The organism is Nonomuraea sp. C10, assembly GCF_008017515.1.
GTDB classification, from domain to species: Bacteria; Actinomycetota; Actinomycetes; order Streptosporangiales; family Streptosporangiaceae; genus Nonomuraea; species Nonomuraea ferruginea.
The window spans coordinates 1,697,054-1,709,808 of record NZ_VPFF01000003.1 but is presented as its reverse complement, the minus strand read 5'-3'; the positions used below and the strand labels follow the sequence as shown (position 1 = coordinate 1,709,808).

General features: G+C 71.4%; 12 protein-coding genes and 1 pseudogene. 4 read left to right on the top strand and 9 right to left on the bottom strand.

Features of this window, described 5'->3' with window-relative positions; all coding sequences use genetic code 11:
* Nucleotides 1-50 precede the first annotated feature (50 nt).
* On the bottom strand, nucleotides 51-692 hold the full coding sequence (locus FR742_RS39775; RefSeq protein ID WP_148036359.1) for a histidine phosphatase family protein: 642 nt from the start codon (nucleotides 690-692) through the stop codon (nucleotides 51-53).
* Between the two features lie 91 nt (nucleotides 693-783).
* Here FR742_RS39775 and FR742_RS39770 point away from each other — a divergent pair, with 91 nt between their 5' ends.
* Nucleotides 784-1,644 carry a DMT family transporter gene (locus tag FR742_RS39770; RefSeq protein WP_148036358.1) on the top strand — a complete coding sequence of 287 codons (861 nt, stop codon included), beginning with the start codon at nucleotides 784-786 and terminating at the stop codon, nucleotides 1,642-1,644.
* Here the strand turns inward: FR742_RS39770 and FR742_RS39765 are convergent.
* A complete protein-coding gene (locus FR742_RS39765; RefSeq protein ID WP_148036357.1) occupies nucleotides 1,637-2,554 on the bottom strand; it encodes a LysR family transcriptional regulator in 918 nt (305 codons plus the stop codon). The genes FR742_RS39770 and FR742_RS39765 overlap by 8 nt on opposite strands.
* A 230-nt stretch (nucleotides 2,555-2,784) precedes the next feature.
* Between FR742_RS39765 and FR742_RS39760 the strand changes: the two genes are divergently transcribed.
* The 3 genes and pseudogenes from FR742_RS39760 (at nucleotide 2,785) to FR742_RS39755 (ending at nucleotide 5,168) form a co-directional block, all read left to right on the top strand.
* Nucleotides 2,785-3,687, top strand: coding sequence for an EamA family transporter (locus FR742_RS39760; RefSeq protein WP_261809034.1), 903 nt, complete (start codon nucleotides 2,785-2,787; stop codon nucleotides 3,685-3,687).
* A 113-nt stretch (nucleotides 3,688-3,800) separates the two neighbouring features.
* Nucleotides 3,801-4,199: pseudogene (locus tag FR742_RS46695) on the top strand (AAA family ATPase); the annotation flags it as partial.
* Complete coding sequence (locus tag FR742_RS39755) at nucleotides 4,173-5,168, top strand: ATP-binding protein (RefSeq protein WP_396991019.1); 996 nt, start codon at nucleotides 4,173-4,175, stop codon at nucleotides 5,166-5,168. The pseudogene FR742_RS46695 and the gene FR742_RS39755, both read left to right, overlap by 27 nt.
* A gap of 76 nt (nucleotides 5,169-5,244) precedes the next feature.
* Here the strand turns inward: FR742_RS39755 and hemL are convergent, their stop codons facing one another.
* The 7 genes from hemL to FR742_RS39720 form a co-directional block, all read right to left on the bottom strand.
* Nucleotides 5,245-6,534, bottom strand: a complete 1,290-nt coding sequence (hemL, locus tag FR742_RS39750; protein WP_148036356.1) for a glutamate-1-semialdehyde 2,1-aminomutase — start codon at nucleotides 6,532-6,534, stop codon at nucleotides 5,245-5,247.
* Between the two features lie 10 nt (nucleotides 6,535-6,544).
* Nucleotides 6,545-7,174 carry a bifunctional DNA primase/polymerase gene (locus tag FR742_RS39745; RefSeq protein ID WP_148036355.1) on the bottom strand — a complete coding sequence of 210 codons (630 nt, stop codon included), beginning with the start codon at nucleotides 7,172-7,174 and terminating at the stop codon, nucleotides 6,545-6,547.
* A gap of 129 nt (nucleotides 7,175-7,303) precedes the next feature.
* Complete coding sequence (gene hemB, locus FR742_RS39740; protein WP_148036354.1) at nucleotides 7,304-8,287, bottom strand: porphobilinogen synthase; 984 nt, start codon at nucleotides 8,285-8,287, stop codon at nucleotides 7,304-7,306.
* Nucleotides 8,284-9,828 (bottom strand): bifunctional uroporphyrinogen-III C-methyltransferase/uroporphyrinogen-III synthase, encoded by a 1,545-nt coding sequence (locus FR742_RS39735; protein ID WP_148036353.1) that lies wholly within the window; start codon nucleotides 9,826-9,828, stop codon nucleotides 8,284-8,286. The genes hemB and FR742_RS39735 overlap by 4 nt, the downstream gene beginning before the upstream one ends.
* Complete coding sequence (gene hemC / locus FR742_RS39730) at nucleotides 9,825-10,739, bottom strand: hydroxymethylbilane synthase (RefSeq protein WP_148036352.1); 915 nt, start codon at nucleotides 10,737-10,739, stop codon at nucleotides 9,825-9,827. Before hemC ends, FR742_RS39735 begins: the two co-directional genes overlap by 4 nt.
* The gene (locus FR742_RS39725; protein ID WP_148036351.1) at nucleotides 10,736-11,992 is read right to left on the bottom strand and encodes a glutamyl-tRNA reductase; all 1,257 of its coding nucleotides are present in this window, start codon (nucleotides 11,990-11,992) and stop codon (nucleotides 10,736-10,738) included. Before FR742_RS39725 ends, hemC begins: the two co-directional genes overlap by 4 nt.
* Complete coding sequence (locus FR742_RS39720) at nucleotides 11,989-12,666, bottom strand: redox-sensing transcriptional repressor Rex (RefSeq protein ID WP_148036350.1); 678 nt, start codon at nucleotides 12,664-12,666, stop codon at nucleotides 11,989-11,991. Before FR742_RS39720 ends, FR742_RS39725 begins: the two co-directional genes overlap by 4 nt.
* Nucleotides 12,667-12,755 lie beyond the last annotated feature (89 nt).

The following is a 12,755-nucleotide window of genomic DNA, read 5'->3' as shown; positions in this document are numbered from 1 at the left end:
AAGATCTCCTTGTACTACAAGCGGTAGAGCTTGCAACTCTACCGGCGCGGTCAGGCGCCCGGCACGCTGGGGCCCCTGTCGATCGACCCGGCAGGCTCGCTGTAGCCGACGCTGACGAGCCGGTCGCCCTCGAACGTGAGCGTGGTCAGGCTGGCCAGGGCGCACTGCCTGCGTCTGGGGTCGTGCCAGAGCCTGCGCCGGCCCTCCGCCGCCATCCGGACGGCCCAGATGGGCAGCTGGTGGCTGACCATGACGACCTCGTGGCCGCGCCCCGCCTCCCTGGCGTCGTCAATGGCCGTGCGCATGCGCGCGACGATCACCGGATAGGGCTCGCCCCAGGAAGGACGCATCGGGTTCCAGAAGTAGCGGTAGTTGCGCGGGCTGCGCAGGATCTGCAGCCCTTGCCCGACGGCCCGGCCTTCGAGCAGGTTGCCGGCCTCCAGCAGCCGCTCCTCGATGATCACCTCAAGCCCGTGGGCGGCGGCGACGGGGGCCGCGGTCTCGCGGGCGCGCTCCAGCGGCGAGCTGTAGACGGCCACGATGTCGCGCCCGGACACCGCCTTGGCGACGGTCTTGGCCATCAGCTCGCCCGTCTCAGACAGGTGGTAGCCCGGCAGCCTGCCGTAGAGAATGCCGCCGGGATTGTGCACCTCACCGTGGCGCAGCAGGTGGACGACGGTGGTTTCAGCCATGGTGGCCTCAGCTTATCCGCTCGGCGGTCCCTGATCGCCAGGGCTGATCGCCACCGGAGTAAAGTCGGGGCCTCCCGGAAGGAGCCGCCGATTGGATCCTCTGGCTCTGGTTCTCGTCCTGGTCGCGGCGGTCGCGCACGCGTCGTGGAACCTCCTGAGCAAGAAGGCCGCGCACGTCGACGGCCTGGTGTTCGTCTGGCTCGTGGCGGCGGCGGGCGCGGTGGTGTGGAGCCCGCTGTTCGCCGGGTTCCTGCTGGTGGCGCGGCCCCGGGTGGGGTGGGCGGACCTGGCGGTGATCGGGGTCAGCACCGCGATCCACATGACGTACTTCCTGCTGCTGCAGCGGGGGTACGGCAGCGGCGACCTGTCGATCGTCTACCCGGTGGCGCGCGGCACGGGGCCGATGCTGGCGAGCCTGGTGGCGGTGCTGTTCCTGGGCGAGCGGCCGACGCCGGTGGGGATCGCCGGGATCCTCCTGGTGGGCGCCGGGGTGTTCCTGATGAGCGGGCGCGCCGGCGGGGCGGACCTGAAAGGGCTGGCGTTCGGGCTGGCCACCGGGGTGTTCATCGCCGCCTACACGGTGTGGGACTCGCGGGTGGTGAGCACCTTCGCGGTGGCGCCGATCCTGCTCAACTACCTGGGCGAGGTGGGGCGCATGATCGTGCTGGCCCCTTTCGTGCTGCGCGGGCGGCGGCGGGCGCTGATGGCGGCGGCCTGGCGGGCGCACCGGGGCACGATCGTGACGGCGGCGGTGCTCATCTTCGTGTCCTACCTGCTGGTGCTGGTGGCGTTCACCAGGGCGCCGGTGAGCCTGGTCGCGCCGGCGCGCGAGATGAGCGTGCTGATCGCGGTCGTGCTGGGCGGGCGGCTGCTCGCCGAGGACGGGCTGCGCCACCGCCTGCTGGCCGCGGGCGTGATCGTCGGCGGCGTGGTGGCCATCGCGCTCAGCTGATCCAGCCGTCCTGCGCGGTTTCGCCCGCCCGTACGAGAGCGTCGACCGTCGCCCTGATGGCGGGGCGGCGGGCGGCGTCGCTGCGCCAGAGCGCGTAGATCCGGCGGGTCTGGCGCGGCAGCAGGGGGACCAGCCGGACGCCCGCCGGCACCGGGTCGCGGCCCAGGCGCGGCACGATCGCGCAGCCGAGCCCGGCCGCGACCAGCGCGAGCTGGGTGGGGTACTCGTCGGCCATGGAGGCGATCTCCGGCTCCAGCTCGGCGCTGCGCAGCGTGAACACCAGCCAGTCGTGGCAGATGGTGCCGGGCGAGGAGCTGATCCACCGCTCGCCGCAGAGCGCGGACAGCTGGATCTCCCGTTCGCCGGCCAGCGGGTGGTTCGCGGGGAGCGCCACGTCGGCGATGTCCTCGAGCAGCGTCTTCCTGGACAGGCCGTCGGGGATGGGCATCGGCCGGTTGAGCCAGTCCTGCACGACCACCAGGTCGAGCTCTCCCCTGGCGACCTCGCGGACCACCCGTTCAGGCTCGCGCTCGTACAGCTGCACCGACAGGTCGGGGTGGCGCTGCCGGAGCTCGGCGAGGGTGAGCGGCATCAGGCCGCGGGCGGCGGTCGGGAACGCGCCCACGTTGAGCCTGCCGACGACCTGGCCGCGCAGCGCCTCGAAGTCGGCTTCGGCGGTCTCGACCAGGGCGAGGATGCGCTCCGCGTGCTCGGCGAGCAGCCCGGCGGCGTCCGTCAGCCGCACCCCGCGCCCGTTGCGCTCGACCAGCCGCGCGCCGGTCTCCCGCTCCAGCTTGGCTATCTGCTGCGACACGGCCGAGGGGGTGACCATCAGCGCGTCGGCGGCGGCTCCGACGGAGCCGTAGACGTGCACGGCGTGGAGGGCCTTGAGCCGGTTGAGGTCCAACATGTAAGCGAGTCTAAAGCGTTAAGCGTAGAAAGTCTCGCTTGTCCTTCACTCTGTAGCGTTGGAAAATAGTTGCATGCGAATCCTTAAGCCGAAGCAGAAGTCGTTCCAGTCCACCTCGTACCTGAAGACCCTCGCCGAGCAGGCCCGCGAGCAGCGCGCCGCCCGGGTCCGCAAGGCCGCCTAGATCCCCGCATGAACCCCGGGGCCGAGCCGCGATCCACAGGATCGCCGTGAACACGCTGAGACCCCCTCATCTGGCGCTCGCCATCGGGCTGGCCGCCGTCTGGGGGGTCAACTTCGTCGTCATGCAGGTGGGGCTGGAGCACTTCCCGCCCCTGCTGTACGCGGGCCTGCGGTTCGCGATGGCGGCCTTCCCCGCCCTGCTCCTGGTCGGCCGCCCGGCCGTGCCCTGGCGCTGGATCGCCGCGGTCGCCGCCACGACCGGCGCCGGCCAGTTCGCCCTGCTGCTCGTGGGCATGCGGGCCGGCATGCCGGCCGGGCTGACCTCGCTGGTCCTGCAGATGCAGGTGCTGTTCACGATCCTGTTCGCGGTGACGCTCCTCGGCGAGCGCCTCACCGCGCGCCGGGTGACGGGCCTGGCCGTCGCGTTCGGCGGCCTGGCCCTGGTGGCGCTCGACTTCGGCGCCTCCGGCCCGATCGGCGCCTTCGCCCTGTGCGTCGCCGCCGCCGCGGCCTGGGGCCTCGGCAACATCGCCCAGCGCAAGGCCGCCCCGCCCGACTCGCTGCGCTTCATGGTCTGGGTCAGCGCCCTGTCGTCGCCGCCGCTCCTGCTCCTGTCACTCTGGCTGGAGGGCGTCCCCACCCTGACGGCCCCGCTGGAGGGCTGGCTGTCCCTCCTGTACGTGGCCTTCGTCTCGACACTCGTCGGCTTCGGCGTCTGGGGCTTCCTCCTGCGCCGCTACGACGCCTCCACCGTCGCCCCCTACACGCTCCTCGTGCCGGTCTTCGGCATGACCTCGGCCGCCCTCTTCACCGGCGAGCCCTTCACCTGGCTCCGCATCGCCGCCGCCGTCCTCATCGTCACCGGCGTCCTGTACGCGGGCACCCGCCCACGCCGTCGGATCGCGGAACCACGTGCCCGCGAACCAGGGAAAGCCACGCTCGCGAAATAGCGACTCAGGGCACGGCAGATCAGGGAAAATTCGTCCGCGGATCAGGGATTGGATCTCTGGCAGATTTGGGAGAATAGCGCTCGCAGACCGTGAATTCCCACTTCGGAGACTAGATGGATCTCGTGCCCCGGCTCGCTGCAAGCCGGCTTAAGGAGCTGCTCAACGAGCTGCGGATCGTCGTCGTCAACGGCCCACGCCAGTGCGGCAAGACGACGCTCCTGCAGTCGTGCAGGCGCTTCGGTGACGCCACTTTCGCCACTCTCGACGACCCGTCACAGCTCGCGATCGCCCGCGACGATCCCCGGACCTTCGCCCGCCAGCAGCCGCAGCCCGTCATCATCGACTAGATCCAGCGCGCCGGCGACCCCTTGGTTCTGGCCATCAAGCAGGTCGTGGACGAGGACTGGCGCCCCGGCCAGTTCGTCCTCTCCGGATCCACCCGATTCCTCAGTGTGCCCACCCTGTCGGAGTCTCTCGCGGGACGGGTGGTCTTCGTCGATCTGTGGCCATTCGCCATAGCCGAACGCACCGGCGGCACCGGCGGCTTCTGCGACCAGGTGTTCGCCGATCCAACGTCGGTAACCGAGCGGCGGTCAGCCTGGACGCGGGAGGACTACCTCCGGCTGATCTGCCAGGGCAGCTATCCCGAGGTCCTCCGCCTCAGCTCCCCCCTCGCCCTGAGTAATTGGTTCCACGGCTACCTCGACACCGTGATCTCCCGCGACATCCGGGAGTTCGCGCACGTCGGCAAGGCCGGCGCGATCCCCGATCTGATCGCGCTGGTCGCCGCCCGCGCGGGCGGGCAGCTCGTCCTGGCCCAGCTCGCCAACAGTCTCGGGCTCGACGCGGCGACCGTCCGCTCCTATCTCGCCTACCTGGAGACGGTCTTCCTCGTCGCCTCCGCCCCGGCCTGGTCGAACAACTTCTCCTCCCGGGTGACGCACGCTCCGAAGACCTATGTGACCGACAGCGGTCTGGCTTCCCATCTACTGGATGTGGACGCCGACGCCCTGCTGGCCCCAGGCCACCCGGCACTCGGCGGGCTACTCGAAACGTTCGTCTTCGCCGAGTTGCTCAAACTGACGACGTTCGCCCAGCGGCACGTCGCCCTGCGCCACTACCGAGATCGGGACAAACGCGAGGTCGACTTCATCCTGGAACGCCGGGACGGCACGGTCATCGGCATCGAGGTCAAGGCTTCGGCCACGCCGAAGCCGGACGACGCCCGGTATCTGCGCTGGCTGCGAGACAACCTGGGCGACCGCTTCCGCGCCGGGTACGTGCTCCACCTCGGCGACACGAACCTGCCGTCGGGCGACCGGATCTTCTTCACCCCGCTGTCGGCGCTCTGGGAGCATGCGGCACCAACGAGCCTCACCCCGCCGTTGCCTGCCTCACGTGTTCCGGTTAGACCCGCCTCACACTCGGGGGTGCAGGGGGCCGGGAGGCCCCTTGCCAAGGGGAGCTGGGCTCCCCGCTGAGAGGAGCCCGAGCTCGGTGGCGCGGAGCGCCTGGGGGGCGAGGACCTTGGCCGGGAGGGCCTCTGTCACGTGCGGGTCAGAGGGCCGCGGCGGCGGCCTTGGCGGCGGCCGGGAGGGCGTCGGCCACCAGGCTCAGCGCGTCGTCGTCGTGGGAGGCGGACAGGAACCACGCCTCGTACGCCGACGGCGGCAGGTAGACGCCCTGGTCCAGCATCGAGTGGAAGAACGCCTTGTAGGCCGCGGTGCTCTGGGTCTGGGCGTCGGCGAAGTCCGTGACCTGCCGGTCGGTGAAGAAGATGGAGAACAGGGTGCCCGCCGTCTGCAGCCGGTGCGGCACGCCGGCGGCCGTCAGCGCCGAGGTGGCGGCCTCGGCGACGGCGCGGGCGGCGGCGCCGACCTCGGCGTAGGCGGCGTCGTCGAGCGCGCGCAGTGTGGCCAGCCCGGCGGCGCAGGCCAGCGGGTTGCCCGACAGGGTGCCCGCCTGGTAGACGGGACCCTCGGGAGCCAGATGCGCCATGACGTCGGCGCGCCCGCCGAACGCCGCCGCCGGGAGCCCTCCGCCCATGACCTTGCCGAACGTCATCAGGTCGGCCTCGACCGGGTCCAGCCCGTACCATCCGGAGCGCGAGACGCGGAAGCCCGTCAGGACCTCGTCCACGATGAGCAGCGCCCCGTGGCGGGTGCACAGCTCGCGCAGGCGGCTGTTGAAGCCGTCGAGCGGCGGCACGATGCCCATGTTGGCCGGGCACGCCTCGGTGATGACGCAGGCGATCTCCGCCGCCTCGAAGGCCTGCTCGACCAGGTCGATCGCGTTGTAGGGCAGCACGATCGTGTCGGCAGCCGAGGCGCCGGTCACGCCAGGCGTGTCGGGCAGCCCGAACGTGGCCACCCCCGACCCGGCCGACGCCAGCAGCGCGTCGACGTGACCGTGGTAGCAGCCGGCGAACTTGACGACCTTGGACCGGCCGGTGAACCCGCGGGCCAGCCGCACCGCGCTCATCGTCGCCTCGGTGCCGGAGCTGACCAGCCGCACCTTCTCCACGGGCGCCACCCGGGCCACGATCTCCTCGGCCAGCTCGACCTCTCCCGGGGTCGCGGTCCCGTACGAGAAGCCGCGCGAGGCCGCCTCGGCCACCGCCTCCACGACCGCGGGGTGCCGGTGACCCAGGATCATCGGACCCCACGAGCACACCAGGTCGACGTAGCGGTTGCCGTCGGCGTCGGTGATGTAGGGCCCCTGGCCGGAGACCATGAAGCGCGGCGTGCCGCCGACCGCGCCGAACGCGCGGACCGGAGAGTTCACCCCGCCCGGCACGACGGCGCTGGCGCGGGCGAACAGATCGTCGGAGTTCTTTGTACGGCTCACCCGAAACAGGTTAGTCGGCGAGCCACTCCAGCACGCGGAGCGGGTCGGGGAGCGGGCGGCCGTCGGGGGTGCGCAGCCAGGAGACCGGCTGTCCGGTGGTGAGGGTGGACGGCGGGGCGAGGACGTAGCTGTCGCGGCAGTGCCAGCGCAGGCCAGGCGTGTCCTCGATGGTGGCCGGGTCGCAGTCGAGCTGGCAGGACCACCACTCGTCCTCGTCGTCGGGGTTGCCGCGGGTGGCCACATAGAACAGGACCCGGTCGCCGTTGGCGGCGACCGGGCCTGAGGGAGCTCCGGCGGCGTCGATCCTGGCGAGGGCCGACAGTCCGGTGGAGAGCGGCACGTCGAACACGTCGAACACGCGGCCGGTGGGCAGGATGACGTTGGCCTCGGGGTCGTTGCGCCACCAGCGGGTGAGCTGCGCCGTGTCGGTCGTGGCCTGCATGTTCCAGGCGGGCGACAGCGGGTGGGCGCCCGGGTCGGGACAGCCGACGCGGTCACACGAGCAGGCGCGGGGGCCGTTGCGCAGCGGATGAGCGCCCGGCACGGCCGGCCATCCCAGAGCGGCGTAGCCGAGGACGGCGTCGAGCCGCGAATGCCGCGGTTTCCTTCTGGTACGGCGAGCCAGAGGTACCCCCACCATGGTGTCTCCCGTCGAAGTCACCGTGCCTGAGGCAGTCCCGTCTCCTGGCCTGGCGCACACGCGGGACACACCAGCACGTCTTATGGCACTCTAACGCACACGTCTCAGGACATGACCCGAACCCCATGGTTAGAGGCGGCGTGCCACCTCGGTCGCCCAGTAAGTGAGGATCAGGTCGGCCCCGGCGCGCTTGATCGACACCAGCGACTCCATGATCATGCGGTCGCGGTCGACCCAGCCGTTGGCGGCGGCGGCCTCGATCATCGCGTACTCGCCGCTCACCTGGTAGGCGGCGACGGGCACGTCCACCTCGTCACGGAAGCGGCGGATGACGTCGAGGTAGGCGAGCGCGGGCTTGACCATGACGGCGTCGGCCCCTTCGGCCAGGTCGAGCCTGGCCTCGCGGAGCGCCTCCTCCAGCGGGCCCGCCGGGTCCTGCTGGTGACTGGCCCGGTCGCCGAACTGGGGCGCGCACTCGGCGGCGTCCCTGAACGGCCCGTAGAAGGCCGAGGCGTACTTGGCCGTGTAGGCGAGGATCGGGACGCCGGTGAACCCGTCGGCGTCGAGCGCCGCCCTGATGACCCCGACCTGGCCGTCCATCATGCCGCTCGGCGCCACCATCTGGGAGCCGGCCCTGACCTGCGCGACCGCGATGGACGCGTAGCGCTCCAGGGTGGCGTCGTTGTCGACCTCGCCGCTCTCGGTGAGGATGCCGCAGTGGCCGTTGTCGGTGAACTCGTCGAGGCAGGTGTCGGCCATCACCACGATGGCGTCGCCGACCTCGGCGCTCACGTCGCGCAGCGCCACCTGAAGGATGCCGTCGGGGTCGTCGGCGGCCGAGCCGCGGGCGTCCTTGACGGCGGGCACGCCGAACAGGATCAGCCCGCCGACGCCGGCCTCGGCCGCGTCGAGCGCGGCCTTCCGCAGCGAGTCGCGGCTGTGCTGGTAGACGCCGGGCATGGAGCCGACCGGGTGGGGCTCCGCGATGCCCTCCTTGACGAACAGGGGCAGGATCAGGTCGGCGGGGTGCAGGCGGGTGCCGGCCACCATCCTGCGCAGCGCCGGGGTGCGGCGCAGCCTGCGCGGGCGGGCGACGGGGAACTCGGCGCTCACTTGGCCCTCCTTCTGGCGCCCCTGCGGTTCTGGGACGGCTTGCGCGGGGTGTCGCCGGCGGAAAGCGCCGCCGACCGCTGCTTGGCGCCGAACTCCGCCAGCGCTGTCGCCAGGGCCGAGGCGGAGGGCTTGCTCGCCATGACGTCCACGCGCAGCCCGAACTCCTCGGCCGTCTTGGCCGTCTGCGGCCCGATCACGGCGATGATCGTGACGTTGTGCGGCTTGCCGGCGATGCCGACGAGGTTGCGTACGGTCGAGGACGAGGTGAACAGCACGGCGTCGAAACCGCCGCCCTTGATCGCCTCGCGGATCGGGGCGGGCGGCGGCGCGGCCCGCACGGTGCGGTAGGCGGTGACGTCGTCGCACTCCCAGCCGAGCTCGGTGAGCCCGGCGACGAGCGTGTCGGTCGAGATGTCGGCCCTGGGCAGCAGCACCCGGTTGATCGGGTCGAGCATCGAGTCGTACGGCGGCCACTCGTCCACGAGCCCTTCCGACGACTGCTCGCCGGAGGGCAGCAGGTCGGGCCGGACGCCGAACTCGATCAGCGCCCGCGCGGTGGCGTCGCCGACCGCGGCGACCTTGAGCCCGGCGAAGGCACGCGCGTCGAGCCCGTACTCCTCGAACTTCTCCCGCACCGCCTTGACGGCGTTGGCGCTGGTGAAGGCCACCCACTCGTAGCGGCCGGTGACCAGGCCCTTGATGGCGCGGTCCATCTGCTGCGGGGTGCGCGGCGGCTCGACCGAGATGGTCGGCACCTCCTCCGGCACCGCGCCGTACGAGACGAGCTGCTCGGACAGGGCCTGGGACTGCTCCCTCGTGCGCGGGACCAGCACCCGCCAGCCGAACAGCGGCTTGGTCTCGAACCACGACAGCGTGTCGCGCATGCGGACGGCCTCGCCCACCGTGATCAGGGCGGGCTCGGCCAGCGCGGCGTGCTTGAGGTCGGCCTGCAGCCTGCCGAGGGTGGACACCACGGTGTGCTGCTCGGTGGTGGTGCCTGAAGCGGTGACGGCCACCGGAGTGGTGTCGGGCTTGCCCCCGCCGATCAGCGCCTTGCCGATGGCCACGGCCTCGGGCAGGCCGTTGTAGATGACGAGCGTGCCGGGGCAGGCGGCGTGGGAGGCCCAGTCCTGCTCCCGGGCGGCGTCGACGACGCGGAACTCCGGCGTCGACATCGCGGAGGGGATGCCCGCGTAGGCGAGCACGGCGGTCGCGGACGGCACGCCGGGCACGATCTCGAAGTCCACCTCAGCCGCGGCGCAGGCCGCGACCTCCTCGGAGACCGAGGAGAACAGCATCGGGTCGCCCTCGCACAGGCGCACGACGAGCCGGCCGGCGGCGGCGTGGCCGAGGTAGTCGCCCTCGGTCACCTCCACCTCGGGCCGGCTGTGACGGAGCAGGGACCGGTGGGCCTCCACACCCGGCACGACGACGTCTGCCTTGCCGAGCAGCTCGGCGCCACGCAGCGTGAGGAGGTTGGGATCACCGGGCCCGGCGCCAACGAACGCGACGAAACCGGAGGTAGGACTATCGGAGCTCAATGGGAATGCTCCCCCATCAATCTGTCGGCCCCTTCGCGAAGCATCTCGGCCGCGAGCCGGCGACCCAGATCTTCCGCCTCCGAAGGAGAGCCGGCGGTGGACTTGCGCACCGCCTGACGGCCGTCGACAGCGACGACCGCGGCGGTCAGGTTGAGAGTCTGCCCGTCATCGAGCCCGAAAGCACCCACAGGGGCAGAGCAGCCCGCTTCGAGCGCGGCCAGGATGGCCCGCTCGGCGGCCACCGCGGAGCGGGTCCGCGGGTCGTCGAGCTGACCGAGGAACTCGACCATGTCGGCCCGGTCGGCGAGGCACTCCACGGCCAGCGAGCCCTGGCCCGGGGCGGGCAGCACCCGATCGACCTCGAAGATCTCGGCGATCTCGGCGGTCCGCCCGATCCTGGTGAGACCGGCCGAGGCGAGCACGACCGCGTCCAGCTCGCCGGCGGCGATCTTGCCGATGCGGGTCTCGGCGTTGCCGCGGATCGGCACGTACTCCAGGTCGGGACGGAGCGCGCGGAGCATGGCGACGCGGCGCGGCGAGCCCGTGCCGACGCGGGCGCCCGGCGGCAGGTCGGCGAACTTGGCCGGGCCGACGAGCGCGTCGCGGTGGTCGTGGCGGGTGGGGAGCGCGGCCAGCTCGATACGCGGGTCGGGCTTGGTCGGCAGGTCCTTCAGGGAGTGGACGGCGAAGTCGATCTCGCCTTCGAGCAGCTTGTCGCGCAGCGCGCTGACGAACACGCCGGTGCCGCCGAGCTGGGCCAGGTGGGCCTTGCTCACGTCGCCGAACGTCGTGACGCCGACGAGCTCGATGGCGCGTCCGGTGTGTTCTGTGTAGGCGTCGGCGACCATCCGCGACTGCGTCGTGGCCATCAGGCTGCGACGGGTGCCCAGCTTCAAGGGCTGCGGGGTCACAGCTCTACCTCCCTTACGGCTTCGGGCATCTTCGGATCCAGGTCGAACAGCTCGCGCAGCGCTTCCGCATAATGATCGCCTCCAGGAGAGGTGGCGAGCCGCTTGACACGCACAGTGGGCTCGTGCAGGAGCTTGTCGACGACCCTCTGCACGGTCAGGGTCACCTCGTCCCTGGTCTTCTCGTCCAGGCCGGGCACCCTCATCATCAGCCTGCCCAGCTCGGACTCGACCACCCCCGCGGCCTTGCTGCGCAGCGCCACCACCGTCGGGGTGACGCGGGAGGCACGGGCGGCGTCGAGGTAGGCGGTCAGCTCCTCGGCGAGGAGCCAGCGCGCGGAACGCACCGCGTCGCCCTCACGGTAGCCGATGCCGGACTCGTGGATGGTCTCCAGGTCGACCAGGGTGACGCCGGGGACGGCGCGCACGGCCGGGTCGATGTCGTGGGGCAGCGCCAGGTCGAGCAGGAACGCGCCGCGCGTCACCATGTCGGCGGTGATCACGTGGCGGCCGGCGCCGGTGCAGGTGATGACGAGGTCGGCGTCGGCCAGCTCGCGGCCGACCGCGCCGAACTCCACCGCCCGGCCGCCGACGGACGCGGCCAGCCGGGCGCCGCGCTCGTACGTACGGTTGGCGATGACGATGTCTGTCACCCCTGCGCGCGCGAGCGTCACGGCGGCCAGGGAGCTCATCGAGCCCGCGCCGACCACCAGCGCGCACCGTCCGGCCAGCTCGCCGGCCAGCGCCAGGCCGGCGCTCACCAGGGAGGCGCCGGCCTTGTCGATGCCGGTCTCGGTCTGGGCCCGCTTGCCGACCCGCAGCGCGTGCTGGGCCAGTTCGTTCAGGGTGGCGCCGACGGTGCCGTGCTTCTGGGCGAGCTTGAGCGCCTGGCGCACCTGGCCGAGGATCTGACCCTCGCCGACCACCATCGAGTCGAGGCCGCACACGACGGAGAACAGGTGCTCGACGGCCTGCTCCTCGTAGTGCACGTAAAGGTGCGGGGTCAGCTCGTCGACGGGCACGCCGGAGTGGCGGCTGAGCAGCCCGGTGACGGCGGAGACGGCCGCGTGGAAGCGGTCGACGGCGGTGTAGACCTCGACCCTGTTGCAGGTCGAGACCACGAAGGTCTCCGCCACGCACAGGTCTTCCTGCACGTCGTGCAGCAGCTTGGTCAGCGCGTCGCCGGTCACGGACACGCGTTCCAGCATGGCCACCGGGGCGGTCCGGTGGCTCAGGCCGATCGCCAGAACGCTCATTGCGTGTCCACTGCCATGAGTGGCCCCCCAGCCTTGCGTTGCTCGTGGAACGCCAGAATCTGCAGCTCGATGGAAAGGTCGACCTTCCGGACGTCGACGGTGTCCGGGACGGTGAGGACCACCGGAGCGAAGTTGAGGATGCTGGTGACGCCAGCCGCAACCACACGATCGCACACTTCCTGTGCCGCCGCCGCCGGTGTAGCCAGAACCACGATCGAGACTCCACGCCGCTTGATCGCGGCTTCTAGCGCATCAATATGTTCAACATTCAACCCCGCAATGGTGTCGCCCACGACTTCGGGGTCGGCGTCGAACATCGCGGCGACGCGGAAACCCCTGGAGACGAAGCCGCCGTAGTTGGCCAGCGCGCGGCCGAGGTTGCCGATGCCGACGATGGCGACGGCCCAGTCCTGGGTCAGGCCCAGCTCACGGGAGATCTGGTAGACGAGGTACTCCACGTCGTAGCCGACGCCGCGGGTGCCGTAGGAGCCCAGGTGCGACAGGTCCTTGCGGAGCTTGGCCGAGTTGACCCCGGCCGCGGAGGCGAGGTCCTCCGAGCTGACCGTCGCGATCCCCCGCTCCGCCATCAAGTGCAGCGCCCGCAGGTACAACGGCAGCCTGGCGACCGTAGCCTCGGGAATGCCGCGATCGCGGGGGTGGGACGGACTCTTCACCTGCGGGAGCTCCAGGGGAACGGGCGGCCGTGAGCCGCGTGGCGGGATGGAACCGTCTTTCAGGTTAATCCCTTTGTGAACCGATGCAC

What these genes read in the sequence shown, in the direction of transcription:
- FR742_RS39775 (WP_148036359.1), bottom strand. Translation starts at nt 692, where the DNA reads ATGGCTGAAACCACCGTCGTCCACCTGCTGCGCCACGGTGAGGTGCAC.
- FR742_RS39725 (WP_148036351.1), bottom strand. Translation starts at nt 11,992, where the DNA reads ATGAGCGTTCTGGCGATCGGCCTGAGCCACCGGACCGCCCCGGTGGCC.
- FR742_RS39745 (WP_148036355.1), bottom strand. Translation starts at nt 7,174, where the DNA reads ATGGTGGGGGTACCTCTGGCTCGCCGTACCAGAAGGAAACCGCGGCAT.
- FR742_RS39765 (WP_148036357.1), bottom strand. Translation starts at nt 2,554, where the DNA reads ATGTTGGACCTCAACCGGCTCAAGGCCCTCCACGCCGTGCACGTCTAC.